A 24,731-nucleotide genomic window follows, 5' to 3' on the forward strand; every position below is an offset into this window, starting at 1 on the left:
ATTTTCTGCTGCTGCTGCGCAGGCCGATCAGGCACAGGCGTCGCAGCGACAGGCAGTGCAGACGCAACTGGCACAGGGCGGCGATGCCGTGCAGGCAGTCGGTGCGCCATTGAGCGCACAGGCGCGCGCGTGGATCGACGCGCAACAGCACGTGGAGCTGGCGGAGCGGCCCACTGCGTTTGTTCGCAGCGTTTCATCGCGCGGCGATGCGTTGTCGGATTCGGAGACATCCGCGGGAACGGCTGCACCTGCTGAGGTGAATGATCACTCGGGGATTACCTCAGCGCGTCGGTTTGAAATAAACAGCAACAACAAAACCAACAGCGACAGCGACAGCGACAGCGACAGCGACAGCGACAGCGACAGCGACAGCGACAATCATCGCCTGGGCAAGCATGTGCACGCAAACGCGGCACAAGCCTCCACCGGGCCTGTTCCTCACCCCGCCTCCGAACCCGATACGCGCGAAGTAGCTGCAGCGGCAACGACGCAAGCACCGCAGCCTGCCATGGCTGACACGCATGTGCCCGCAACGCCAGCCCTCAGGAGCACCCGGCGGCGGCGATGGATGCCGACACTCGCATTTGCCGCCTCGATCACGCTCGCCGTCGGTGTGGGGCTGCAATGGCAGGCCCACCAACCCGTGCCCGATGCTGCGATGGACGTAGCGCCAGCCCCCCCATCGGATGCACATCACGCAACGACAGATTCTGGCCAACCGCCACTTCCGATGGCAAGGCTGATCGATGCCCCCGCAGCGTCTTCGATGGCCGTGCAGGCGCCCATCGATGCACCTGCATCTTCCACTGCATCTGCCCCTGCATCTGCGCAACCTGCTCTGCCCTCGCCCGCCGAAGCGCCCGCAGTCACAGCCAAATCGCTGCCCGCCTCTGCGCCTCCGTTGGCGCCTGCCGTTGCACGACCGGCACCGGCACCAGCGGCACCAGCGCCACCGGCGCCCTCCAAATTCGCAGTCGCAGCGGCGCCGTCTTTGCCGGAACCGATGGCCGAAGGCAATGCTGCAGCCGAAGCCGCACCCACCGCAGCGCCACCACCGCCTGCACCAATCGCCGCGGGCCAGGCAGATGCGTCTGCCGATGCATCGCTTGCACAGACAACACCGATGCGTCCTGCTGCGATGCCTCCGCGCACATCGGCAGAGTCAGACGCACCATCCTCGGTGATGGACCGCAGCAGATCCCCATCCTCCATATCGCCCGCCGACATGGCGTCCGTCCCGGCTGCAACCGTGGTCGGTCAGTTCAGCGCGCCGGCGCGTCGGGCACCAGTGATCCGCAATGACACGCAACGCGATAGCCAGTCAGCACCGCTGCCCACCGCAGAGTCGCTTGCGATGCAGGTCCCCGCCAAACCATCCCCGGCGCCGCGACCCGCAGGCGAGGCCGTCGCACTTTCGGTACGCCCCACCGCGTGGTTCGCCCAACGTGCGCCCAGCACTGCGCCGCCGCGCATCCGTCTGTGGGCTGCAGCGCCCGACACACCGGCTGTACAGCGCTGGGCCGCGGGTTTGCGCAAGCAGATCCAGCAACGCGGCTGGACAACGCGCGTGGACGTTTTGCAGGACACGCAGCTGGCAGCGGACCAGCTGCGCGTGGACGTCTCTTCCAGCAACGCGCAGGAATGATGCCAGCGGCCTGTCGAGCAGCCGTAGCCGCTGGGCCGCAAAGACTTTGACGCTCACACGAGCGTCTGTGTCCACCGCCCTCCATGTGGCTTTTGCCGTCCCCAGACGTCATTAAACGGCGCGATGCATCCAGATGCGCGTTATTCCGCAACGCCGTCATCAGCGCCAACTCAACAACAACTGGGAACGTCACCGATCAGGCGCGTGCAACCGAATACAGCGGTTACTCAAAGGCCATCCATCACTCCTCGGCCGGAAACCCATCCTCACGCAGCAGGCTGGTCAGCACATGGTCGCGCCACACGCCGTTCAACTGCAGATAGCGGCGCGCCTGCCCTTCCACCTGGAAGCCCAGGCGCTGCAACACGCGCGCACTGCGCTGATTCTCGGGCACGTACTGCGCCATCACGCGGTGCAGGCCCAGTGCCTCGAATACAAAAGCAATGCCCTGGGTGGCAGCCCAGTGGATCAGGCCACGGCCCTGCTGCTGCGCATCCAACCCGTAGCCCATGTGGCAGGCCTGAAACGCACCGCGCTGGATCTGGGTAAAGCCCAGCGTGCCAATCACCTGGCTCTCCATCAGCAACACCAGCTGGAGTTCGCGCTCGCCTGGCACTGCGGTGCGGTACGCGATGCACAGGCGCCGCCAGCCATCGGTGGTGTAGAACGCCGGCGGCCGTGCCGGCATGGCATCGGCCAAGTAGGCGCGATTGCGGGTGTGGTAGTCGGCCATGGCTGCCGGGTCCACCACGGCCAGGTCGCACAACACTACGCCATCGGCGTGCCGTAGCGGTGCAAACACCGGAATGCTCACGGTGGCGCGCTCGAACGACGCATCCTGCCCAAACGCGGCACGCTCGCGCCGATCAACTGCATCGCGCAAAACAGCGTTTCAGGCAGGCTATTCGCACAATGCGTAGCCGCAGCAATAAGAGCGACGCCCGCACGCAGCCGCAGCATGCGCGGCTCATCTGGATAGAAAGAACGACGGCTGAAACAGAGCACTGGTGGCCGCTCTAAACGAGCAGCGCTGCAACGCATCCATCGCGTCGCTACGTTCGCTACCGGAGGCAATGGCACACATGGCTGCGTGGCGGTCACGCAGCCGTGGGGCGTTGGTGTCAGGCGGCCGCGGCGGCGAGCGCCTGGCCCACCTGCGCCTCGATGGCGTCCAGGTCGGGCAGCAACGCACTCTGTTCGCCCAGCAGCACGCGCATGTGCACGCCGTCCGGCAACACATCTTCGGAGGCGTCGGCCAGCAGGCCATCGCGCGGCACCGAAATCAGCTGCGGGAACGAGGCAGTGAGCAATGCGAAATACGGCAGCACCGGGTTGCCACCCAGCGCCTTCAGCACGATCACCTTGTTATTGAGCGCGGTGGGCTCTTCGCCCATGCCACTCAGGCGCGCGAACGACAGCAACGGCACCTTCCAGCCGTACCAGTCGATGCGGCCCACCATCCAGCGTGGCATGTCGGCCAGCGGCTCCACTGCCACGCGCGACATCACCTCGGCCACCGTGGCGTTGGGTAGCAGCACGCGCTCCTGCCCGGCCTGGATCAGGACGCCGCGGATTTCGTCATTGTTGGCGTAGCTCATCGCTTGTCTTCCAATCTGGGTGGGAACGCCCGGCTTACGCCGGCCAACGCTGAGCCAACGCCTGCGCCAACTGCGCCGGGTCACCGGAAAGCATGCCTTGCTGCGCCAGGCGCGCGGCGGCGGCCGGGTCGTAGCAGCCATCGGCGGATTGCCCGGCTACCCAACCACCCTGCCCGGCCAGGGCCAGCGTGGCCTCAACCAGTGCTTCGTTGGCACCACTGAGCATCAGCACCGCGCTGTCGGCCGGCGGCAACGCGGCCACCAGCGCCGCCGGGTCGGTCTGCGCGGCAAAGGCCAGTGCACCGGCCTGCTGCTGCACGCCGACCTCGTCGGACAACACATAGACCTTGCCAGCCTCGATCGGCTGGCCAATCTCTCCCAGCTCCACCGGCAACGCCGACACCCGGCCCATCTGCCGCACCAGGTTGCCGTACTGCCCGCCATCCAGGGCCATGCGTACCAGCAGCGGGCGCGGGAAGGCCGGCGGCAGCGCGGCCAGCAGGCGGCGGATTGCATCCGGCCCGCCAATCCCGGCCATCACCACCACCGCACCACGTGTGGCCGCGGCCTGATCCAGATCCACCAGCGACAGGCTGCCCGTGGACAGCGCGGCCATATCCGGCTCGCTGCGCGGACGCACCACCACGGCCACCTCATCGACCAGGCCCCAGGTGCTGGAATCGCCAAGCGCCGGTGTCGACGCAGACACCGCAGGTGCGGCCTCGGCTACGTGGCTGAACATCGCATCGCCAGGCACGCGTTCAAAGGCATGCGCGGCCGCTTCCAGATGCTGATCCAGCTGCAGGTCCGAATCCTGACGATTGGAGACGAACTCCAGGCCCGGCTCCGGCTGCAGCGATGGCTCGCTTTCGGTGCCGGGCGGCAGCACATCGGCATGGCCGTGCAGCTTGGCCGCCAGATGGCGCACCCAGCGCTGCGCTTCCCAGCCCTCACGGCGCACGGTCAGCTCGGCTTCGTCGAAGATCACCGTGACGCCGGGCATGTTGAAGGCCGGCTCCAGGGCTTCGAGCGCATCTTCGATTGCCGGCTCCAGCGCGACCAGCACGGCGACCGGCTCGGCATCGCGCAGCATCTGCACGTCGACCGCCGCCGGCTCGTCTTCCAGCACGACTTGCGCACCGGCCAGTGTCAGGGCTTCGCGCAGACGCTCGCGCGCCTGCCCGGGCCGGCCCAGCAGGGCCACTGGAGTTCCCATAGCGCCATTATTCTCGGACACGGGCGATCCCCAGCAGGTCATACACGTTTCGCATCAGATCCAACTCTTGGTAAGGCTTGCCCAGGTACCGCTGCACGCCAATCTCGAAGGCGCGCTGGCGATGCTTTTCACCGCTGCGCGAGGTAATCATCACGATCGGCACTGCCTTGAAGCGCGGGTCTGCACGCATCGCGGTGGCCAGCTCGTAGCCGTCCATGCGCGGCATTTCGATATCCAGCAGCATCAGGTCCGGCACGCGCTCTTCGAGCAGTTCCAATGCCTCGACACCATCGCGTGCGGTGGTGACATCCAGGTTGTGGCGTTCCAGCACGCGGCTGGTGACCTTGCGCATGGTGAGCGAGTCGTCCACCACCATCACCAACGGTACTTGGCGCTGTGCTTCGGCCGGGGTTTCCAGTGCCGGACGTGCCGGCTGGGTCAGATAACGGCGCACCAGCGGTGCGACGTCCAGGATCACCACCACGCGGCCATCGCCGGTGATGGTGGCGCCGTAGATGCCCGGCACCGAGGCAATCTGCAGGCCCACCGGCTTGACCACGATTTCGCGGTTGCCCAGCACCTGGTCGATCGCCACGGCGGCGCGCAGATCACCGGCACGCACCAGCAGCAACGGCACCTGCGCCTGGCCATCGGCACGCGCAACCGGCTGGCCGACCAGCGAGCCGAGGTCGTGCAGCACGTATTCCTCGCCTGCGTAGTGGTAACCGCCCTCGCCCGACTCGTAACGGGTGCGCGAGATGCGGCCGATACCGCTGACCGAACCCACCGGCACCGCGAAGGTGGTTTCGCCGATCCGCACGAACACCGCCTGGGTGACCGCCAGCGTCTGCGGCAGGCGCAGGGTGAAGGTGACGCCCTGGCCGCGCACCGAGTGGATGTCCACCGAGCCGCCGAGCTGACGCACTTCGTTGCGTACCACGTCCATGCCCACGCCACGGCCGGCCAGCTGGCTGACCTGGTCGAAGGTGCTGAAGCCGGACGCGAAGATCAGGCCATCCAACTCGGCCTCGGTGAGCTCCTGGCCAGGCTCGATCAGGCCGCGCTGTTCGCCACGGCGACGGATCGCCTCGCGGTCCAGCCCGGCGCCGTCATCGGCCACTTCCAGCACGATTTCCGAGCCTTCGCGGCGCAGGCGGATCGCGATGCTGCCCTCTTCCGGCTTGCCGGCATCGCGGCGCTGCTCGGGCGGTTCCAGCCCGTGCGCGACCGAGTTGCGCAGCATGTGTTCCAGCGGCGCGACCATGCGGTCGAGCACGTTGCGGTCCAGTTCGCCCTGGGTGCCTTCCAGCACCAGATGCACCTGCTTGCCGGTTTCGGTCGCCGCCTGGCGCACCACACGGCGCAGACGCGGCACCAGGCCATCGAACGGCACCATGCGCGCACGCATCAGGCCGTCCTGCAGTTCGGAACTGACGCGCGACTGCTGTTGCAGCAGGCCGTCGTACTGACGCGAGAGGTCTTCCAGCACCCCTTGCAGGCCGCCCAAGTCGGCCGCCGATTCGTTCAACGCGCGGCTGAGCTGCTGCAGGGTGGAGAAGCGGTCCAGTTCCAGCGGATCGAAGGTGCGGTCGCCCTGGTCCTGCTCACGCTGATAGCGCGCAACGATCTGCGCTTCGGTTTCCAGATCCAGACGACGCAACTGGTCGCGCAGACGGGCGTTGGTGCGATCCAGTTCGCCCATGGCGCCGCGGAAGGCACCCAGCTGCTGTTCCAGCCGCGAACGGTAGATCGCCACTTCGCCGGCGTGGTTGACCAGGCGGTCGAGCAGATCGGCGCGCACGCGCACCTGCTCCTGCTGCACGCGCGGCAGGAAATCCTCTTCGACCTGACCATCCACCGGGATCGGTGCCGACAGCGGTGCCGGCTCGACCGAGGCCTTGGCGATGGCACGCACGTCGGCATCGGTTTGCGGCGCGGTGCTACGGCCACGGGTGCGCGTTTCGAAGGCTTCCACCAAATCGACCGGCATCGCCACGGCGCGGTGCATGCCGGTGCGGGTCAACAACTGGTGCAGGCGATCGAAGCCGCGCTCGAACAGACGCACGTCATCGCGATCGATGTCGGTGCGGTTGGCGGCCACGGCTTCGAGCAGCGATTCGATCGCGTGCCCAAGGTCGCCGATGGCGTTGATGCCGGCCATGCGTGCGCCGCCCTTGAGCGTGTGCAGATCGCGCTGCAGTCCGTTGAGGACATCGCGGTCTTCCGGCACTTCGCGCATGCGGGCGATCAGGCCATCGCAATGGTCGAGCAGGTCGCGGCCTTCCTCGACGAAGATGTCGACCAGTTCGCCATCGAGCTCGTCGAAGTTGAGCGGGCCGATATCGAAGGCAGCGCCGGCATCGTTGGCAGTGGTGTCGGCCGGTGCGGCCTCTTCCACCGGCGCACTGAAGGCCACCGGCGCGGTGTCTTCTTCTGCGCTGGCTGCTGCGTCTTCTGCAGTGACGGCTGGCTCTTCCTGCGCGTCCTGTTCGACGTGTTCGACGTGTTCGACGGGCGTGGTGTCGTGCAGCTGTGCGGCGTCCTGATCGCTGCTGCCATCGGCAGCGTCGGCGAATTGGTCGTTGCTGCTGTCCACATCGCCAGCGGCGGCGTCCTGCGCCGGTGCAACGTCGGCAATCGCCTCGCTCGGCAAGGTGTCGGCCAGCGGATCGCCGGCTTCTTCCACACGGTCGGCGACCTGCGCCATCTCGAACGCCTGCACCGACTCGATGGTCTGCGCCGGCACGCTGTCGCTTGCTTCTGCGTGCTCCAGCGGTGCGTCGTCCAGTTGCGCTACGTCGCCCTCGCTCGATGCGGCAAACGCATCGAGTGGCTGCGCGCCATCCACCGCCAGCAACGCGGCCTCGTCAGCCACCTGCTGGTCGTGATCGTGGGCGGCGTCGCCGTCCTGCGCGTCGAAGTGCTCGGACGGCTGCACGTGGTCGTGCGGCAGTTCGTGCTGCTCCTGCTGCCCGGAATCCTGCATCGCGTGCGTGGTGTCCACGCTATCCAGTGCGGCGGTTTCCGGTGTCCATTCTTCGGCTACCGGCGCATAGGCACCATCGTTCGCATCGGTCCCGGCGTGTACCGCTTCCAACGCATCGATCGTGTCGACTGACGTATCGGCCGCGTGTTCGTCGCGATCCTGATCTTGCTGTTCGGCATGCACGCCAAGTGCATCGGCATCGGCGTGCGTCTGCTCGGAGGGCTGTTCGGCCTGCTCGGCTTGCAGATCGCTCGACGCGTGCTGCTCGGCCTGCGCCTCATCCAGCGACGGCACGTCCAGAGTCTGCGCATCGCCCAGGCGTGCTTCTGCATCGGCAAGTTCATCGACGGCCACCGCATCGCTCGCCGCAAAGGTCGCGGCCTCTGTCTCGGCGTGCGTGGTGTGCTCGGCCTCGTCAGCGGCGCGGTCCGTCGTCGCATCCTCGTACGTCCGATCACCGGCATGCGCATCGACATCGGCCGGCGCGGTGGTCTGCAGATCGGTCGCGTCCCAGGCATCGGCGGCAAGCACGGGCTCGTCGGCAACCGTGTCCTGCGCGGTGGTCAGCGCTGCATCGGCATCGCTGTCGGCCTGCGGCGCGTCATCGAGCGAGGCATCGGCCGACAACGGCACCGCATCGATCGCTTCACGCAGTTGCTGTTCGAGCTCGGCGGTGTCGCTGATCGTTTCGCGTGGCGCGGCGTCGTCCAGCGACAGCGCGCTGCTGTCGTCGGCTTCGGCCGTGGCCAGTTCGTCGATTGCAATCGGCGCGTCGTCCTGCGGCTGGGCGTCCAACGTCGCATCGCCGGTGGTCTGTGCAGATACATCGCCGGTGGTCGCCAAGGCATCCGCATCGACGTAGCGCGACAGGTCTTCCACACCCGTCAGTTCGATGCCGGCGGTGTCCTGCGCGGCATCCACCTCTTCCAGTTCGTCCAGGAACACCTGTGGCGGCCACTGCGCTTCCGGCAGCTCGTCCACCAGCCCGCGCAGGCGCTCGGTGAGTGGCGCGAACGACGGAATCAGCGGCGCATCGGCGCGCAGCGCGGTCACCGTGGTGGCAATCGCCGCCGCGGTCGCAGCCAGCGCTTCCACGCCCTCTGCAGACGGCGTGGCCGACGCACCGAGCAGGCGCTTCACATAGCTTTCGGCCGGCGTGGTGACCAGGGTGATTTCCGGCACATCGGTCATGGCGAACGCGCCGCTCATGGTGTGCACGGCACGCAACAGTTCTTCGGTCGCCAACTGCGGGCCGTGCTGGGCGGCCTGCAGCCAGCCATGCACGGTTTCCAGATGGGTGGCGACTTCCGCTTCCAAAATTTCGCGCAACACGCTGTCCACCGATGCGGGCGTGCCTTCGGTGATCGGCGCGGTGCCGGCGGGCAGCGCCGGGATCACCGGCGCCTCGGCCACGGCCTGCACGGCGGGCACGTAATAGGCCTCTTCGCCGGCGGCCACACGCTCGGCCACGGCCTGGATGTCCGGCAGATCGGCGCTGATGCGGCCCTGGTCGCGCAGTGCGGCATTGAACTGCGGCAGCACCTCGTAGGCCAGTTCGACCATCGCCACCACCGCCGGGCTGGCCGGCCGGGAGTTGTCGAGCACGCGGTTAAGCATGCTCTCGATCTTCCAGCTGAACTCGCCGAGTGTGCTGGCGCCCACCAGACGGCCACTGCCCTTCAGGGTGTGGAAGACACGGCGGATCGGGCGCAGGTTTTCCTGACTGTGCGGCGCAGCGCGCCACACCGGCAGCAGTTGCCCCAGGTTGACCAGTTCCTCGTCGAATTCCTCCAGGAACACGTCGCGGATGTCGTCATCGATATCGCTGTCGCCAAAGCCGCCGAAAATCCCGGCCTCTGCCGCGACCGGCGCAGGTGCGTCTGCAACCGGCGTCGCTGCCGCATCGGCAGTTGCCGGCGTGGCGGGTGCGCCATCGACGTCGAACTGTTGGGCAGCGGCATCCAGCTGCGCCAGGAACGCGGCAGACGCATCGTCCAGCTCGAATTCGCTGACCGTGGCCTGCTGCACGCGCGGGCCCGCGGCCTCGGTGGTCGGTTCGGCCGGTTCCGGCGTCGGCTCAGGCGCCGATTCCACGAACGGGTTGTCGTCTTCCTGCGGGGGCGGCGGCGGCGAGAACGCATCCTCGAGACTGCCGGCACGCTGCGACTGCACCGGGGTGATGAACTCCAGCGGCGCAATGGTGTCTTCGCCCGGCAGGTCGATCTGCTCGATCTGCAGCGGCGCGTCCTCAGCCACCACCGGCGCGACAGGCACGTCCTGTTCCAGCGCACTCAGATCGACGGTATAGCTGACCTGCGCGGCCTCGGCATCGCTGCCGTCCTGCTCGGCCGAGACCGGGTCGAACGCCGACAACGTCGGCGGTGCGCTCTGCTCGGTGGTGTCCAGCTGCCAGCTGCCCGGCGCCTGCGCGCCGTCATCGGACAAGGCCACCGGGGCAATGGTGAACGGCACGTGCGACTGGCCGGACACGGTTTCTTCCGCGGCCACCGGGTCGAACGAGAACACGCTGTCGGTTGCCGCAGCGCCGGTGTCCTGCACCGCGCTGTCCGCAAACGGCGCTTCATGCACGGTCTCGTTGGCCCATTCCAGCGACGCAGCGGGCGCGGCGTCATTGGCGGCCGGGTTCGGCTCGCTGAGCTGCTGTGCGAACGGCACCACCGCAGGCTGCGGTTCGGCCGCGCCGGGTTGGTCGGCGCCCACCGGCAGTTCGGACGGCTGGCCCGACGGCAACGGCCAGTAACGCAGGGTTTCCAGGCTGTTGCGGGTGATGTCGAGGATTTCCTCGCGGCCGGGACGGCGCTCGCGCAGGGCTTCCAGGTAGTACTCCAGGCTGGCCATGGCATCGGCCAGGGTGTCCAGCTGGCGACCACTGGGGACACGCTGCTTGCCGATCAGTTCCAGATCGACATAACGGCGCACGCCTTCCAGGTAATCGGCGGCCTGCGGCAATTCCAGAATCCGCAGCGCGCCGCCCACTTCGCCCAGCAGATGCGGCACGTCGGTGAGGCGGGCGTGGTCCCAGTTGGTCTCGATGAAGGCGACGAAGTGTTCGCGCGCGGCACCGAAGTTGGCAATCGCTTCCTGCGCCAGCACGTCGACCGTGCGACGGACTTCCGACGCGCTGGCACTGGTGCTGGCTTCATCGCCGGCTTCGCCGACGTCGGCACCGAGGCTGGCGACCTGATCGTCCAGCGAGGCATCCACGTACAGCAGCGCGCCGGCGATATCCAGCAGCACGCCTTCGTCCATCTGCACCTGGCCATCGACCACGCGGGCCAGCGCGTCACGCTGCTGCACCACCACGTTGCGTGCAACACCCAGGCCCATCATGCCCAGCGTGTCGGCCACGCTGCCGAGTTCCTTGACCTGGGTCTGCAGCTCGGCGATGTCGCCGCCGGTGCGCAGATGCAGATCCAGCGCGTCCTTGACGCGCAGCAGTTCTTCCTTGACCGCATTGCCGACGGTGTCGAGCAATTCGCGGTTACGTCCGCTCAGGCTGCCGCGGGCGTGATCCAGTTCGGCCTCGGTAGCAACACCGGCCTGCGGATCGAAGGCGAACAGCACGCTCTCGTTGAGGCCTGGCTGGCCGCGCGTGGCACGGATCTCGTTGAGCAGCGGCAGCAGCACGATCGGAATGTCGCGGTGGCCGTTCTGCAGGCGCTCCAGGTAATCGGGCAGCAGCACGGTGCCGCGCATCAGCATCGCGCAGGCCTCGTCGCGGTCGCTGACCTCACCGGCCTGCACCGCGTTGGCGAGCAGTTCCAGTTCTTCGGCAACCATCGCCGGCGCGTACAGCTCGACCATCCGCAACGTGCCCTGCACCTGGTGCAGATAGCCCGCGCAGAACCGCATCCGACTGGTGTCGGACGGTTCTTCGGCGAAGTACTCGATCTCGTTGCGCGCCTGGCGCAACGTTTCATCCAGCTCCGGCTTGACCCAGCCCAGTGCGGCGTGGCTCATCGCATCGCGAAGCGCACTCATTGCAGCCCCCTGACAACGACCGCACGACCGCAATTGCGGCGCTTGGCCCATTCCTGCATCGACGTAACGCGACTACGCGCCATCTGCTGATCCTTTCCCGTTCCGCGTCGTGGTCACGCCGGCAGCTTGAAGTCGGCAACCGAACGGCGCAGATCGGCCGCCAGCTGGGCCAGATTGCCGATCGACGCGGCCGTCTTGCCTGCACCCTGCGAGGTCTGACTGGTGATCTGACGGATCACGCCCATGGTCTGTGTGATGTCCGCCGCCGCAGCGGACTGCTGGTGCGCGGCGATGGAGATGTTCTTGATCAAGTTGTTCAGTGCGTTGGACACGCGCTCGATTTCGGTCAGCGCGGTGCCGGCGTCTTCGGCCAGGCGTGCACCGGACACCACTTCGGAGGTGGTCTGCTCCATCGAGCTGACCGCCTCGTTGGTATCGGCCTGAATGGTCTGGACCAGGCCTTCGATACGTCGGGTCGCGCTGGAGGTGCGTTCTGCCAGGCGTTGCACTTCGTCGGCCACGACCGCGAAACCGCGACCGGCCTCGCCTGCCGAGGCGGCCTGCACCGCGGCGTTGAGCGCCAGGATGTTGGTCTGCTCGGAAATGTCGTTGATCAATTCCACGATCGAGCCGATCTCCTGCGAGGACTCGCCCAGGCGCTTGATGCGCTTGGAGGTTTCCTGGATCTGGTCGCGGATCTGGTCCATGCCCTGGATCGTCTCGCGCACCACGCCGGCACCCTCGGCGGCGATCACCACCGAGCGCTGCGCCACTTCGGCCGACTCGGTGGAGTTGCGCGACACCTGCTCAATACTGGCGGCGATTTCGCTGATGCGCTCGGAAGCGGTGGTGATCTGGTTGGCCTGCTGGCCGGCCGCATCGGCCAGCTGCATTGCAGTGGCCTGGGTTTCCTCGGTCGACACGGCCACCTTGGCCGAGGTGTCGTTGATCGTGGTCACCAGGTGGCGCAGCTCGTCCACGGCGTAGTTGATTGCGTCGGCGATGGCGCCGGTCATGTCCTCGGTCACCGAGGCCTTCACGGTCAGGTCGCCCTCACCAAGCGAGCTGATTTCGTCCAGCAACCGCATAATGGCCTGCTGATTACGGCTGTTGAATTCCACCTGCGACTGGTAGCGCACGTCCTGCTCGCGCGAGCGCGCACGCACCGTACTCCACACGAATCCGATAATCGCCAGCAGCGCCAGCAAACCGGAGACCACGCCCAGCCAGAAGTTCGGGAACAGGCGCGTGTCGCGCACCGAACCGAATGCGGAGAACGCATCGAACAGTTTCTTGCTGTCGTCGAGCATCTTGCTCGAGCCGGCGGTCAGCGCCGCGGCCGAGGACTGCGCGGCGAACAGATTGCGCGAGCTGGCCAGAATGGCGTCGACGTCCTTCTTCATCGTCGTCCACTGCGCCTGCGACTGCTCCAGTGCCGACAGCGCGGCCGGGTTACGCACCGCGGCAATGCCGAGTTCGTCGTTACCGGCGCGCAGGCCTTCGAGCATCTGCGTGAACACCACCGAGTCGCGTGCCAGCGCGTCGCCCGAGGACGCCGCATTGGCGCCACCAGCGCGCATTTCGGTCACCCGGCGCGCCATGGTGCCGGCGACCACGACCTGCTGCAGCGTGTTGTAGATCTGCGACGCGGGCGCGCCGCTGACGGTCATCGCGCGCACCACTTCGTTCAACTGCGCCTGCAGCTGCGGCACGCTGCCGGAGAAGCGGTCTGCATTGCCGGCCAGGCCGAGCACGGCCGGTTCGCTGGCGATCACCTGGTCGGCGTTCTTGCTCAGCGGCACCCAGGTCGACTTGAGTTGCGCCATCGCGCCAGAGACCGAGCCTTCCTGGCCGTAGCGGCCATCCAGTTCGCTCACCGTGCTGTCGATGCGGCCCTTGGTCTCCTTGAACGCGGCATAGGCCTTGGCGTCACCGGAGACCGCTTCGCGGCCCTGGTTGGCCAGCTGTTGCGAGAGCACCTGCAGGTCGGCCGCGCCGGTGCTGGCACCGGCCAGGCGGCTGCCTTGCCAGGTGGCGACGCCGGTATTGGCGCCGAACACGATCATCGACAACACCAGCAGGCCAAGCCAGAAGCTGGTACTGACGCTGCCGAGCTTGTTGGTCTTGCGGGCGTCCGGGGCGGTACTCATGGTTCGACCTCGATCTGTATGACGTGGCGGGGTCGCGGCTTAGGCCGCGGCCTGCCGGAATTCAGGAGTGCGTGACAGCAACGCCAGGGAGAACACACCCCAGTCCTGCGTCTCGTTGCGGAAAGCACGATCGATGAAGTGGGCATAGCGGCCTTGCGCCAACTCGCCCGGTTCGACCGCCTGCGCCTGTTCGAAGCTGCGCTGGCCGTACAGCTCATCGATGGTCAGCGCGACGTCGCCGCCGCTCTGACGCATGATCAGCACGCGTTGACCTTCCTGCAGCACCGTGCGCCGCCCCTCCAGGAACTGCTTCAGATCGATCACTGGGAACAGGTTGCCGCGCAGGTTGCCCACGCCCAGCAGCCAGGGCTGCGCGCCCGGCACCGGCGTCACCGGCGGCATCGGCACGATTTCGGCGACTTCGCGGAAATCCGAGACCAGCCGGCGGGTGCCGACGCGATACCCCACGCCACGCCAGATATCGGCCGAGAACTGACGTTCCGGCAGCGGCGTGGCATGCGCAAGGCTACGGCGCTCGTAGTCTTCGAGAATGTCGAATGGAGAACGCATCAACGCACCAATTGTTTGATGCGCGCGATCAGATCGTCCTCGCGCGGCGGCTTGACGATGTAGTCGCTTGCACCCTGCCGCAATCCCCAGGCCTTGTCGGTTTCCATGCCCTTGGTGCTGACCAGCAGCACGGGGATGTCCTTGGTTGCCTGATCGCGCGCAAGTGCACGTGTGGCTTGGAAGCCGCTCATGCCGGGCAGCACCACATCCATCAGCACCAGATCGGGCGCCTGGCTGCGGATCAGCTCAAGTCCCCCTTCGGCGTTGTCGGTGGCGACGACCGTATGACCAGCTTTTTCCAGCCATTGACTGAAGACTGCCCGGTCGGTGGGCGAGTCCTCGATCAATATGATTCGAGCCATGTTGCCTTTCCCCCTGGTCAGGCGTTGACGTACGTACGGATCGCGCTCAGTAGTTCTTCACGGGTGAATGGCTTGGTCAGATATTGCTCGGAGCCGACGATGCGGCCGCGTGCCTTGTCAAACAGGCCATCCTTGGAAGACAACATGATCACCGGCGTCGACTTGAAGAGCTGGTTGCCCTTGATCAACGCGCACGTCTGGTACCCATCCAGGCGCGGCATCATGATGTCCACGAAAATGATCTGAGGTTGCTGGTCCGCAATTTTGGCCAGTGCCTCGAATCCGTCCGTCGCTGTCACCACTTCACAGCCTTCGCGCTTGAGCAGCGTTTCGGCAGTGCGGCGAATGGTCTTCGAATCATCGATAACCATCACCTTCAGTCCTGCGAGTTCCCCACCCGCAGCCATGTTTTCAGTCATGCAAATATCCCCGGGCGCGCGACGCTTCATCCCTTCCGGCGTCGCTACGAAACTACATGTATATCCCAAGACCCGCATCGACTGTCAAGGGTGCCTTGCCGGGGCCCCGCCAGGCGGACGTTCCGACCGCAGCAGGGCGCCCTTGGACCGGCAAGTCGCGCATTCGCAACCCGCCGGGCGCGCCATCGCCCACCGCTTGAAGTTACCATCGGCAGCTTGTTCTAAAGGTTTAGCCCCATGTCGCTCGACGTCGTTGTGGTGATGGATCCCATCGCCTCCATCAAGATCGCCAAAGACACCACCTTCGCCATGTTGCTGGAAGCCCAGCGCCGTGGTCACCGCCTGCATTATGTGCGCCCCGGCGGACTCAGCCTGCATGAAGGACGCGCCGTGGCGCAGGTCGCGCCGCTGAGCGTGCGCGAGGACACGTCCAGCTGGTTCACCCTGGGCGCGTTCGCCGAGCTGGTGTTCGGTCCCGGCCAGGTGGTGCTGATGCGCAAGGACCCGCCGGTGGACGCCGAGTTCATCTACGACACCCAGGTGCTGAGCGTCGCCCAGCGCGCCGGTGCCCAGGTGGTCAACGACCCGCAGGGCCTGCGCGACTACAACGAGAAGCTGGCCGCGCTGCTGTTCCCGCAGTGCTGCCCGCCCACCCTGGTCAGCCGCGATGCGGCCGCACTGAAGGCGTTCGTGCTCGCACATGGCCAGGCGGTGCTCAAGCCGCTGGATGGCATGGGCGGGCGCTCGATCTTCCGCAGCGGCACCGGCGACCCCAATCTCAACGTGATCCTGGAAACGCTGACCGATGGCGGCCGCAAGCTGACCCTGGCGCAGCGCTTCATTCCCGATATCACTGCCGGCGACAAGCGCATCCTGCTGGTGGACGGCGAGCCGGTGGACTACTGCCTGGCGCGCATTCCCCAGGGCGACGAGTTCCGCGGCAACCTGGCCGCCGGCGGCCGTGGCGAAGGCCGCCCGCTGTCCGAGCGCGACCGTTGGATCGCCGCGCAGGTGGGCCCGGAAATGAAACGCCGCGGCATGCGCTTCGTGGGCCTGGACGTGATCGGCGATTACCTCACCGAAGTCAACGTCACCAGCCCCACCTGCGTGCGCGAGCTGGATGCGCAGTTCGGGCTCAATATTGCCGGGCTGCTGTTCGATGCGATCGAGGCCGGCACCGCGCAATGAGCACGGCCGCGGCCTTGCCTGCACCGATGGACGAACGCCAGCGCCTGACCGCGACGCTGGTGATCTCGCTGCTGCTGCATGGCCTGCTGATCCTGGGTGTGGGCTTTGCGGTGAGCGAAGACGCACCGCTGGTGCCCACCCTGGATGTGATCTTCAGCCAGACCAGCACCCCGCTGACGCCCAAGCAGGCCGACTTCCTGGCCCAGGCCAATCAGCAGGGCGGCGGCAACCACGACACCGCACAGCGCCCGCGCGACAGCCAATCGGGCGTGGTGCCGCAAGACCGCACCGGGCTGGCGCCGCAGGCGCAGCGTGCCACCACCGTGCAAGCGCCGTTGCCGACGCAGACGCGGGTGGTGTCCAGCCGCCGCGGCGAACAGGCCGTGCCGACGCCACAACCCGATCCGCAGACCGACCCGCTCTCGCCTGCCGATGCGCAACGCGTGCAGCGCGATGCCGAGATGGCGCGGCTGGCGGCCGAGGTGCATCTGCGCTCGGAGCAGTACGCCAAGCGGCCCAACCGCAAGTTCGTGTCCGCCAGCACCCGCGAGTACGCCTACGCGAACTATCTGCGTGCCTGGGTGGACCGCGCCGAACGGGTCGGCAACCTCAATTACCCTGACGAAGCGCGCCGTCGCCGGCTGGGCGGCAAGGTGGTAATCACCGTGGGCGTGCGCCGCGACGGCAGCGTGGAAAGCAGCCGCGTACTGGTCTCCAGCGGCACCCCGGTGCTGGATGCGGCCGCCTTGCGGGTGGTGCAACTGGCACAGCCGTTTCCGCCGTTGCCGCGCAGCAAGGACGATGTCGACATCCTGCAGGTCACCCGCACCTGGTTGTTCCTGCCTGGCGGCGAATTGCACGACGACCGCTGAGCGTGCATCCGCGTGGGGCTGCATGGGCACTGCCTGGGCAAGCGCTGCTGGTCAATCGGTAGCGTCTTGATGAGCGCCCACATTGCGCGCTGGAGTGCAGCGCGCTTCGATGTCTGGCGACCGGACATAGCCGAATCAATCGCTGCGCACACGTAAAGATGCAGGACGCCGGGCGATCGATCGCCTCGTTGGCTTGCCAGCGCTTCGCAGCCGCGGTCAGAGCGCCTGCGCTGCTTCGTACATGCGATCGGCCAACGCGACGATCTCGGCGGCATCCTGCACCCGTTCACGCCAGGCCGCCGGAATGCCGTCGATGCCGTAGAACGCGCCGGCCAGCTGCCCGCAGATCGCGGCGGTGGTGTCGGCGTCGTCACCGAGGTTGGCGGCGCGCAACACTGCATCGGCAAAGGTGTCTGTGGTGGCGAAGCACCACAACGCCGCCGACAACGCATCGACGACGTAGCCGGTGCCGCGGATCTGCGCACGTGCGACGGATGCATGCGCGCGCACCAACAGTGCGCCGATTGCCGGCGTCACCAGCGATTGCGACGGCAACGCGGCTGGCTGCAACACCTCGTCGCGGCCGCTGCCGAGCAGCGCCGCACGCAGCTGGAACGCAAACAGGCGGCACGCATCCAGCGCCTCTGGCGCGGCATGGGTGGTGCGTGAGCTGTCTGCGGCGCGCTCGCCCAGCTGCTCGGGACGCTGCGCGTAAAACATCGCCACCGGGGCCAGACGCATCAGCGAGCCGTTGCCCGCCGAGCGCGGGTCGTCGCTGCCGCTGAAAGCCGGGCCGCCATCCAGATAGCGCTCCAGCGCCTGGCGGACGGTGCCACCGATATCGAAACAGGTGCCGGTGCTGCTGAGATAACCGTGCTGGTACCAGTTGCAATAGCGATTCATCTGATCGGCGGCGTCGAAGCCCTGCCGATACAGCAGGCTGTGCGCCAGGCACAGCGCCATGGAGGTGTCGTCGGTCCATTGCCCGGCGCGCAAGGCGAACGGCCCGCCACCGTGCATGTCATCGATCGGGGTGAAGCTGCCGGGCGCGCAGAATTCCAGCGTGGTGCCAACTGCATCGCCCACCGCCAGCCCCAGCAGGCAACCGCGGAAACGCGCCTGTGCCGTTGCGCTGTCCATCAACGTCGAACCTCCGCCGCCTTCGCTGCGCGTGCGGCCTGCTGTTCGACCAGGGTGAGCGCGACATTGTCACGCAGATAAGCCGGCTCCACGCGCTCCGGCGCCACCCCCTCGCCGCGCAGCGCTGCAAGCAGCGCCAAGGTCAGCAGGTCCGCGGCATGTGGCAGCGCAGCCGCATCCACGCTGGACAGCCGGCCGGCGAAGCGTTGCTGCAGCGGCATCTCGCCGGCAGCCAGGCCGGTACCGACGCCGGCCCACTGCGGTGTGCTTTGCGGCAGCAGCACGGCTTCCGGCGCGCAGACCACTTCGGACCCGACCGTCAGCAGCGCCTCGCCCTGACGCTCGAACAGCCCGGCATACACCTCGCCCATCCGCGCATCGATGCAGGCCAGCACATGGGTGGCCTCGGCGGGCGCGCGCAGCGCCAAGACCTGCAGGGTGGAGATGGCGAGGACCGGCAGATCCAATGCCAGGGCAATGCCTTGCGCGATGCCGATCGCCAGGCGCACGCCGGTGAAGGCACCGGGCCCGCGGCCTACTGCAATCGCATCCAGCTGGCGACGGTTGATGCCGGCTTCGGCAAGCAACTGCTCGGCCCAGGGCAGCGCCAGCTCCGCGTGCCGGCGTGGCGCGAGTTCGAAGCGCTCACGCACGGCTCCATCGACATGCAGCGCGACGGAGCAGGCTTCGGTGGAGGTTTCGAATGCGAGGATTTTCATGGGCGAGAACCGTGAATCAGGGACCGGGAATTGGGGGCCCGGAGAGACACAAAGCTTAACTGATCGCCCTGGGGCGCCCGAGTCGGGGCGTAAGCCCGGTCGTAGCGGGTTGGCGGCATCCGACATGCGACGGGCGTCTGTGTCGATGGATGACGCCACGTGCTGCGGTATGGGGGACGCAGCAGCACTGATTGAGATTGCGCCAGTGGTGACCGTGCGGCAGCGCCACTGTCGGCAGCGCCTTCGGCACAGTTCGGCGTGCGCACCTCCGGCAGTCTTCGCAGCGAATCCATCCAAGCGCAGCGACGCAATCGCCACTAACCGCTGCTCAATCGGGCAGCAACGTCGCAACTTCTGCTCTTGCCTGCCCAGCCTCGGGCCCCGCACCGAAAAACGCACGTACATCATCGATCTCGCGGGTGCGCGAAAATGGCGGCAACGAATTCAGGAAGGTACGCCCGTAGCCCTTGTTCAACAGCCGCGGGTCGCATAACACCAGCACGCCGCGATCGGTTTCGCTGCGGATCAGCCGGCCCACGCCCTGCTTGAGCGCGATCACCGCCTGCGGCAGTTGTTCGTCGCGGAAGGGATTGCCGCCATCGCGGCGGATCGCATCCAGGCGTGCCTCAAATACCGGGTCGTCGGGTGCGGCGAACGGCAGCTTGTCGATCACCACCACGCTCAACGCATCGCCAACCACGTCCACGCCTTCGCGGAAGCTGGCCGAACCGAGCAGCACGCCATTGCCCGAGGTGCGGAAACGCTGCAGCAAGGTCGCGCGCGGCGCCTCGCCCTGCACGAACAACGGCCACGGCCCATCGCGCAAGGCTTCGGCCGCTTCACGCAGGGCGCGGTGCGAAGCAAACAGCAAAAACGCGCGGCCATTGGAGGCTTCCAGCACCGGATGCAGTGCGGCGATCAGCGCCGTGCCGAAGCCGCGTGCGGCCGGGTCCGGCAGATTTGGCGGCAGATAACACAGCGCCTGGCGCGCCCAATCGAACGGGCTGGGCTGCAGCAAGGTGATCGGATCGTTCAAGCCCAGCCGCAAAGCGATGTGGTCGAACTCCCCGCCCACCGCCAGCGTGGCCGAGGTGAACACCCAGGCCGCCTGCGATTTTTCGCGGTGCTCGCGCAGCGGCCCGGACACGTCCAGCGGCGTGCGCTGGCAACGGAATCCACGCGGGCTCAGCTCATACCAGAGCACATCGTTGTCGACGGTTTCTTCCGGCGGATCCTGCGCAAAATCCGCCACCGCCACGTCCTCGCCCAGCCAGCGCGACAACCGGTTCAACGCTTCCTGCGCACGCGCAGTGCAGCCGTCGAATCCCGGCGAGGCCTCGCGTAACGGCAACAGCGATTCGCCCAACCGCGCCAATGCCGACAACACCGCATCGAACCCTTCGCGCACCTGCGGCTTGGCCAGTGCGCGCCATTGCGTGCCGCGCGGCGGCAGGCCTTCCATGCCGGCACGCAAGCCGCGCAAGGCGTCGTCCAGGGCGAGGATCGGCTCCTGCAGACTGGCCTGCGCACCGGCCACCAGACGCGCTTCGACCATGCAATCGCGCGCCAACTCCTGCCACGGCCGCATGCCGAAACTTTCGCCGAAGAAATTGGCCGCCAGCTCCGGCAGCTGGTGCGCTTCGTCGATGACAAACGCCTGCGCGCCCGGCAGGATCTCGCCGAAGCCTTCCTGTTTGAGCGCCAGATCGGCCAGCAGCAGATGGTGATTGACCACGACCAGATCGGCGGCCTGCGCACGCTGGCGCGCCTGCACCACGAAGCACTCGCCGTAGAACGGGCATTCGGTGCCCAGGCAGTTGTCGACGGTGGAGGTCACCATCGGCAGCAGCGGCGAATCGTCCGGCAAGGCGTCCATCTCGGCCATGTCGCCGTACTGGGTACGCCCGCTCCAGGCGACGATGCGCTGGAACTGGGTGACCTGCTCGGGGCTGGCAAAGCGGGGTTCACCCCGCGCCTGCTGGGTGCGGTACTTGCACAAATAATTGGAGCGTCCCTTGAGCAGCGCACTGCGCAGACCGATGCCAAGCGCGGCGCGCACGCGCGGCAGATCGCGATGGAAGAGCTGGTCCTGCAGCGCGCGCGTGCCGGTGGAGACGATGGTCTTCAGCCCGGACAACAACGCCGGCACCAGATACGCATAGGTCTTGCCCGTGCCGGTACCGGCCTCGGCCAGCAGCACGTCGCGCTGTTCGAAGGCCTCGGCAATGGCGCCGGTCAGGCGCAACTGCGCGGCACGTGGCGCGAACGCGTCGAGCTGGCGCGCGAGCGCCCCGCCTTCGCTGAGCGCCTCGATGCTGGCAGTGGCAAGTTGGGACATGACGGACGACGACAGCGTGGGGAACGCAACAGCCTAACGCGTGTGCGCGGCCGCTGCCTTGGCGGGGCATGGCGGATCGCACGCGAGGCGACGCTGTTGAAGGACGACCCTGGGCGCGGAGCCTGCTTCGGGCGGCGTGACACCACGCGACTGCCGGCCTCAACGTGAGGCGCTAATCGTTGGCGGCCACGGGCCGGCTTGGAGCTTGAATGCGCTACCCGGCTGCCGACGCCGCGCCTTGGGGCGCCGCGGCCCTCAGAACCTGCCGGCTTACCGGCAAGGTTTCGAACCAGCCACATGACATGCCAGGCAGCCACGAGCGAACGAGACAAATAGCAGGCCGTTGACTGTGCGCATCCTCAAGGCTGTGAGCAGCGCTGCGCGCATGCCACCTAACCGCCCGCACACATCAACGCAGCGCATGCAGCCGCGCGCGCCGTGCCTCACCCCACTCCCAGGGCGGCTACCCGCCCTGCAGCTCGATCAATACCGCTTCACGCCCGGCACCGTGCACCCGACGATCTGCGCCTTGGCCGAGGCCGCGTTTTCTTTTTCGCCACGCGCCAAGCGCGCCTGCTCAATGGTCGCCCAATGCCGGCGGCACAGCGGGCCGGTTTTGGAACCCAGTTCGATGGCCTGCTTGGCAAAGCGCTCGGAGGCATTCCAATCGCCCTGCAACACGGCCACTTCGGCGCGCTCCTGCAGAATCGCCGGGTCACCGGACACCAGGCCCAGTGCCTGATCGAGCGCCGCCGCCGCCGCGGCCAGGTCGCCGATCTGACGCTTGGCCTTGGCGGTTTCGCGCAGATCGTCCACTTGCGGGTCGCGCAGCGGCTGCACCGACAGCTCGGTGTCGTCGACGCCGGCTTCGCGTTCGATCAAGGCCAGCCGTTGCGCCGGGGTGGTGGTGTCCACCGGCGCCGGTGGTGGCGCGGGCGGCGCGCTGATGCAGGCGGTCAGGGCGGCGAGGACGCCAACAAGGGCAAGCAAACGGTGCAATCGGATCATGAGTCGTTCCTGTCAGTGCGCAGGTGGGGGCGAGGCAGGTGCGGCCGCGGGCGTTTCGGTCTTCTTGTCCAGACCGAAGAACCGGCGCCAGCCGCCGCCGCTGGATTGCTCGACCGGTGCGCTGCCGTCGGCAGGCGCCTCTTCGATGGACGGTGCGTTGCCGGCGCACGACGCGTACGCCGGGGTGAAGCCGACCACGAACGGGAACTGGCGCGCACCTGGGCAACCGGCATCGGTGACGCCGGTGCCGCTGGCGTCCACCCACTGCCAATCCAGGCCCTTGCCGCTGACCTTCAACGGCGCGCTCGGCAGCCGCGCAAAGATGCTCGACCACACCCGCATCGAGCCGGTGGCGCCATACAGGCCGGTTTCGGCGTTCTGGTCGTTGCCCATCCAGATCACCGCCAGATGGTCGCCGGTGTAGCCGGCATACCAGCTGTCGCGGCCGTCGTTGGAGGTGCCGGTCTTGCCGGCCGGCGACAACCGCCCCAGGCCATCGCCGAGCAACTGGCGCGCGGTACCACCGCTGACCACCTGCTGCAGGCCGATGCTGATCAGGTTGGCGGCGACCGAATCGCCTTCCTGCGCCGGCGCCGGGGTCTTGTCGTAGCGCTTGAGCAACTTACCCTGCGGATCGAGCACGCCGCGCACCGCATGCAGCGGCTGGATCTCGCCACCGGCGGCCAGGAACTGGTACAGCTGCGCCATGCCGTACGGGCTCTGGTCGGTAGCGCCCAGGATCAACGAAGGATTGGTCTCGGCCTTGATGCCAGCCAGCACCTGGATCAACTGCGCCACGCGCTCCGGACCGACCTGCATGCCCACCCGCACCGTGGCCTGGTTGTACGAGTGCGCCAGCGCATCGATCAGGCGCACCGTGCCATGGCTGCGGTTGTCCGAATTGCCCGGCGACCAGGTCTTGCCGCGCGCAAGCTGCACGGTCACCGGGGAATCGTCGACCCAGCTCGACAACGCCCAACGGTCCGGTGAGGCCAATGCCAGCAGGTAGACGAAGGGCTTGAGCAGCGAGCCGACCTGGCGCTGCGCTTCCACGGCGCGGTTGAAACCGGGCTTGGCCACGTCGCGGCTGCCGACCACTGCCAGCACATCGCCGTTGTGCACGTCGGTCAGCACCAGGCCGGCCTGCAACGGCGGGCGCCTCTTGTTGTCCAGCCGCTTGATGGTGCCGGTCACCGCACCTTCGGCATACGCCTGCGCAGACGGCGACATGCCGGTGAGCACGCTCATGCCAGCGCCTTGCAGCACGCTTTCCGGGTAGTCATGCGCCAGTTGCCGGCGCACCAGGTCCACGTAGGCCGGGAAGCGATTGGCGGCGACCAGGCCCGGCTCCTTGGGCACGCCGAGCGGCGCGGCCAGCGCGCGCTTGTACTCGGCCTCGTCGATGAGATTGTTCTCGCGCAGTTTGCCCAGCACGAAGTTGCGCCGGTCCAGCGCGCGTGCGGGGCTGCGTCGCGGGTCGTAATACGACGGCCCCTTGACCAGGCCGATCAGCAATGCGACCTGTTCGGTGGTCATCGAGCCCAGCTCGCGGCCGAACCACAGCTCCGCACCGGACGACACGCCGTGCACGGCCTGCCCGCCGCGCTGGCCCAGGTACACCTGGTTGAGATACGCCTCCAGGATGGTGCGCTTGTCGTAACGCGCCTCCATGATCACCGCGTACAGGATCTCGTTGAACTTGCGGGTGACCGTCTGTTCCTTGCCGATGCCGAGCAGGCCGCTGCGCGCGAGCTGCTGGGTCAGCGTGCTGGCACCCTGACGCACCTGGCCGCCGGAGCGCGCCATGATCCAGGCCGCGCGCACCATGCCGCTCAGGTCGATGCCATGGTGGCTGTTGAAATCGCGGTCTTCCACCGCCTGCAGGCCGGTGACAAGCAGCTCGGGCACTTCTTCCATGCGCACCAGGCGGCGCTCTTCCTGCTTCTGGCCGTACAGCGTGGCAATGCGTGCCGGATCCAGCCGCGCGCTCTTGAGCGTCTTGCGGTCGGCCGCATCGCGCACGCTGGCCACCCGTCCAGCGGACAGCGCAACCTCGATCCGACGTGCCGGCACCTGCCCGTCCACGTCGATGTAGCCACGGCTGGCAATCACGAAGCGGCTGCCGTCCTGCTGATAGGTGCCCGCCAGCTTGCCCAGCCCGTCATCACGGTAGGAGGCCGCGTCCAGCTCGGTCTTCAGCGTGGCTGCGTCCAGCGCCTTGCCCGGCACCAGCACCAGTGGCCGGCCGTACACGCGCGTGGGGATCTGCCAGCGCAGTTCCCCGAAACGCTGGGTCACCTGCTTGTTCAGATACATCGTGTACGGGATCAGGAAACCGAGCGCCAGCGCGAGTGCCGCCAGGCCCCAGACGATCAGCCTGCGTTGCCAGCGGGAGCCTTGCTCGGTGGAGTCGTCCTCGAAATCGTCGGGAGCGTCGTGATCGTAGCGTCGGGGCACAGGGATGCGAGAATGTAGAGTCCGGCGAGTCTAGCGCAGCCCTGTCGTGGCTGCGGCGTGC

16 protein-coding genes are annotated in these 24,731 nt (G+C 67.3%); 3 read left to right on the forward strand and 13 right to left on the reverse strand.

Going from position 1 to position 24,731, the window contains the following annotated elements; translation table 11 throughout:
* The first annotated feature begins 1,225 nt into the window (after positions 1 to 1,225).
* Entirely contained in the window at positions 1,226 to 1,645 is a 420-nt protein-coding gene (locus tag ACCQ01_RS16200; RefSeq protein WP_228431955.1) for a hypothetical protein, read from the forward strand.
* A gap of 241 nt (positions 1,646 to 1,886) precedes the next feature.
* On the opposite strand, the gene ACCQ01_RS16205 is transcribed toward ACCQ01_RS16200, so the two are convergent.
* The 8 genes from ACCQ01_RS16205 to pilG all read right to left on the reverse strand — a co-directional run bounded on the left by ACCQ01_RS16205 (position 1,887) and on the right by pilG (position 14,948).
* Positions 1,887 to 2,459 carry a GNAT family N-acetyltransferase gene (locus tag ACCQ01_RS16205; protein ID WP_228432057.1) on the reverse strand — a complete coding sequence of 191 codons (573 nt, stop codon included), beginning with the start codon at positions 2,457 to 2,459 and terminating at the stop codon, positions 1,887 to 1,889.
* A 307-nt stretch (positions 2,460 to 2,766) separates the two neighbouring features.
* Positions 2,767 to 3,243 carry a chemotaxis protein CheW gene (locus ACCQ01_RS16210; protein ID WP_012437706.1) on the reverse strand — a complete coding sequence of 159 codons (477 nt, stop codon included), beginning with the start codon at positions 3,241 to 3,243 and terminating at the stop codon, positions 2,767 to 2,769.
* A gap of 34 nt (positions 3,244 to 3,277) precedes the next feature.
* Positions 3,278 to 4,459: a chemotaxis protein CheB gene (locus ACCQ01_RS16215; RefSeq protein ID WP_228431953.1), complete on the reverse strand. Its 1,182-nt coding sequence runs from the start codon at positions 4,457 to 4,459 to the stop codon at positions 3,278 to 3,280.
* A 7-nt stretch (positions 4,460 to 4,466) separates the two neighbouring features.
* The gene (locus ACCQ01_RS16220) at positions 4,467 to 11,447 is read right to left on the reverse strand and encodes an Hpt domain-containing protein (protein WP_228431951.1); all 6,981 of its coding nucleotides are present in this window, start codon (positions 11,445 to 11,447) and stop codon (positions 4,467 to 4,469) included.
* Positions 11,448 to 11,560: 113 nt separating this feature from the next.
* A complete protein-coding gene (locus tag ACCQ01_RS16225) occupies positions 11,561 to 13,597 on the reverse strand; it encodes a methyl-accepting chemotaxis protein (RefSeq protein WP_011038045.1) in 2,037 nt (678 codons plus the stop codon).
* A 39-nt stretch (positions 13,598 to 13,636) separates the two neighbouring features.
* Positions 13,637 to 14,167 (reverse strand): chemotaxis protein CheW, encoded by a 531-nt coding sequence (locus tag ACCQ01_RS16230; protein ID WP_014508568.1) that lies wholly within the window; start codon positions 14,165 to 14,167, stop codon positions 13,637 to 13,639.
* Positions 14,167 to 14,529 carry a response regulator gene (locus tag ACCQ01_RS16235; protein WP_228431949.1) on the reverse strand — a complete coding sequence of 121 codons (363 nt, stop codon included), beginning with the start codon at positions 14,527 to 14,529 and terminating at the stop codon, positions 14,167 to 14,169. The genes ACCQ01_RS16230 and ACCQ01_RS16235 overlap by 1 nt, the downstream gene beginning before the upstream one ends.
* A 17-nt stretch (positions 14,530 to 14,546) precedes the next feature.
* On the reverse strand, positions 14,547 to 14,948 hold the full coding sequence (gene pilG / locus ACCQ01_RS16240; protein ID WP_011038048.1) for a twitching motility response regulator PilG: 402 nt from the start codon (positions 14,946 to 14,948) through the stop codon (positions 14,547 to 14,549).
* 237 nt (positions 14,949 to 15,185) lie between these two features.
* Between pilG and gshB the strand changes: the two genes are divergently transcribed.
* Together gshB and ACCQ01_RS16250 are read left to right on the forward strand one after the other, a co-directional pair.
* On the forward strand, positions 15,186 to 16,136 hold the full coding sequence (gene gshB, locus ACCQ01_RS16245) for a glutathione synthase (protein WP_228431948.1): 951 nt from the start codon (positions 15,186 to 15,188) through the stop codon (positions 16,134 to 16,136).
* Entirely contained in the window at positions 16,133 to 17,008 is an 876-nt protein-coding gene (locus ACCQ01_RS16250; RefSeq protein ID WP_228431946.1) for an energy transducer TonB family protein, read from the forward strand. The genes gshB and ACCQ01_RS16250 overlap by 4 nt, the downstream gene beginning before the upstream one ends.
* A 216-nt stretch (positions 17,009 to 17,224) precedes the next feature.
* Here the strand turns inward: ACCQ01_RS16250 and ACCQ01_RS16255 are convergent, their stop codons facing one another.
* The 5 genes from ACCQ01_RS16255 to mrcB all read right to left on the reverse strand — a co-directional run bounded on the left by ACCQ01_RS16255 (position 17,225) and on the right by mrcB (position 24,670).
* The gene (locus tag ACCQ01_RS16255) at positions 17,225 to 18,148 is read right to left on the reverse strand and encodes an ADP-ribosylglycohydrolase family protein (RefSeq protein WP_228431944.1); all 924 of its coding nucleotides are present in this window, start codon (positions 18,146 to 18,148) and stop codon (positions 17,225 to 17,227) included.
* A complete protein-coding gene (gene tsaB / locus ACCQ01_RS16260; protein ID WP_228431942.1) occupies positions 18,148 to 18,867 on the reverse strand; it encodes a tRNA (adenosine(37)-N6)-threonylcarbamoyltransferase complex dimerization subunit type 1 TsaB in 720 nt (239 codons plus the stop codon). The genes ACCQ01_RS16255 and tsaB overlap by 1 nt, the downstream gene beginning before the upstream one ends.
* Positions 18,868 to 19,195: 328 nt before the next feature.
* Positions 19,196 to 21,205 (reverse strand): DNA repair helicase YoaA, encoded by a 2,010-nt coding sequence (yoaA, locus tag ACCQ01_RS16265; RefSeq protein ID WP_228431941.1) that lies wholly within the window; start codon positions 21,203 to 21,205, stop codon positions 19,196 to 19,198.
* Between the two features lie 483 nt (positions 21,206 to 21,688).
* A complete protein-coding gene (locus ACCQ01_RS16270; RefSeq protein WP_014508580.1) occupies positions 21,689 to 22,213 on the reverse strand; it encodes a hypothetical protein in 525 nt (174 codons plus the stop codon).
* Between the two features lie 12 nt (positions 22,214 to 22,225).
* Positions 22,226 to 24,670 carry a penicillin-binding protein 1B gene (gene mrcB, locus ACCQ01_RS16275; RefSeq protein ID WP_228431940.1) on the reverse strand — a complete coding sequence of 815 codons (2,445 nt, stop codon included), beginning with the start codon at positions 24,668 to 24,670 and terminating at the stop codon, positions 22,226 to 22,228.
* Between the last annotated feature and the right edge of the window lie 61 nt (positions 24,671 to 24,731).

The organism is Xanthomonas sp. NCPPB 4037, from assembly GCF_041475695.2.
GTDB classification, from domain to species: domain Bacteria; phylum Pseudomonadota; class Gammaproteobacteria; order Xanthomonadales; family Xanthomonadaceae; genus Xanthomonas; species Xanthomonas campestris.

Bases quoted from the DNA above. Each gene is read 5' to 3' on its own strand.
- ACCQ01_RS16200 (WP_228431955.1), top strand. From the start codon at position 1,226: ATGGCGTCCGTCCCGGCTGCAACCGTGGTCGGTCAGTTCAGCGCGCCG.
- ACCQ01_RS16210 (WP_012437706.1), bottom strand. From the start codon at position 3,243: ATGAGCTACGCCAACAATGACGAAATCCGCGGCGTCCTGATCCAGGCC.
- ACCQ01_RS16215 (WP_228431953.1), bottom strand. From the start codon at position 4,459: ATGGGAACTCCAGTGGCCCTGCTGGGCCGGCCCGGGCAGGCGCGCGAG.
- ACCQ01_RS16220 (WP_228431951.1), bottom strand. From the start codon at position 11,447: ATGAGTGCGCTTCGCGATGCGATGAGCCACGCCGCACTGGGCTGGGTC.
- ACCQ01_RS16225 (WP_011038045.1), bottom strand. From the start codon at position 13,597: ATGAGTACCGCCCCGGACGCCCGCAAGACCAACAAGCTCGGCAGCGTC.
- ACCQ01_RS16230 (WP_014508568.1), bottom strand. From the start codon at position 14,167: ATGCGTTCTCCATTCGACATTCTCGAAGACTACGAGCGCCGTAGCCTT.
- ACCQ01_RS16235 (WP_228431949.1), bottom strand. From the start codon at position 14,529: ATGGCTCGAATCATATTGATCGAGGACTCGCCCACCGACCGGGCAGTC.
- pilG (WP_011038048.1), bottom strand. From the start codon at position 14,948: ATGACTGAAAACATGGCTGCGGGTGGGGAACTCGCAGGACTGAAGGTG.
- gshB (WP_228431948.1), top strand. From the start codon at position 15,186: ATGTCGCTCGACGTCGTTGTGGTGATGGATCCCATCGCCTCCATCAAG.
- ACCQ01_RS16250 (WP_228431946.1), top strand. From the start codon at position 16,133: ATGAGCACGGCCGCGGCCTTGCCTGCACCGATGGACGAACGCCAGCGC.
- ACCQ01_RS16255 (WP_228431944.1), bottom strand. From the start codon at position 18,148: ATGGACAGCGCAACGGCACAGGCGCGTTTCCGCGGTTGCCTGCTGGGG.
- tsaB (WP_228431942.1), bottom strand. From the start codon at position 18,867: ATGAAAATCCTCGCATTCGAAACCTCCACCGAAGCCTGCTCCGTCGCG.
- yoaA (WP_228431941.1), bottom strand. From the start codon at position 21,205: ATGTCCCAACTTGCCACTGCCAGCATCGAGGCGCTCAGCGAAGGCGGG.
- ACCQ01_RS16270 (WP_014508580.1), bottom strand. From the start codon at position 22,213: ATGATCCGATTGCACCGTTTGCTTGCCCTTGTTGGCGTCCTCGCCGCC.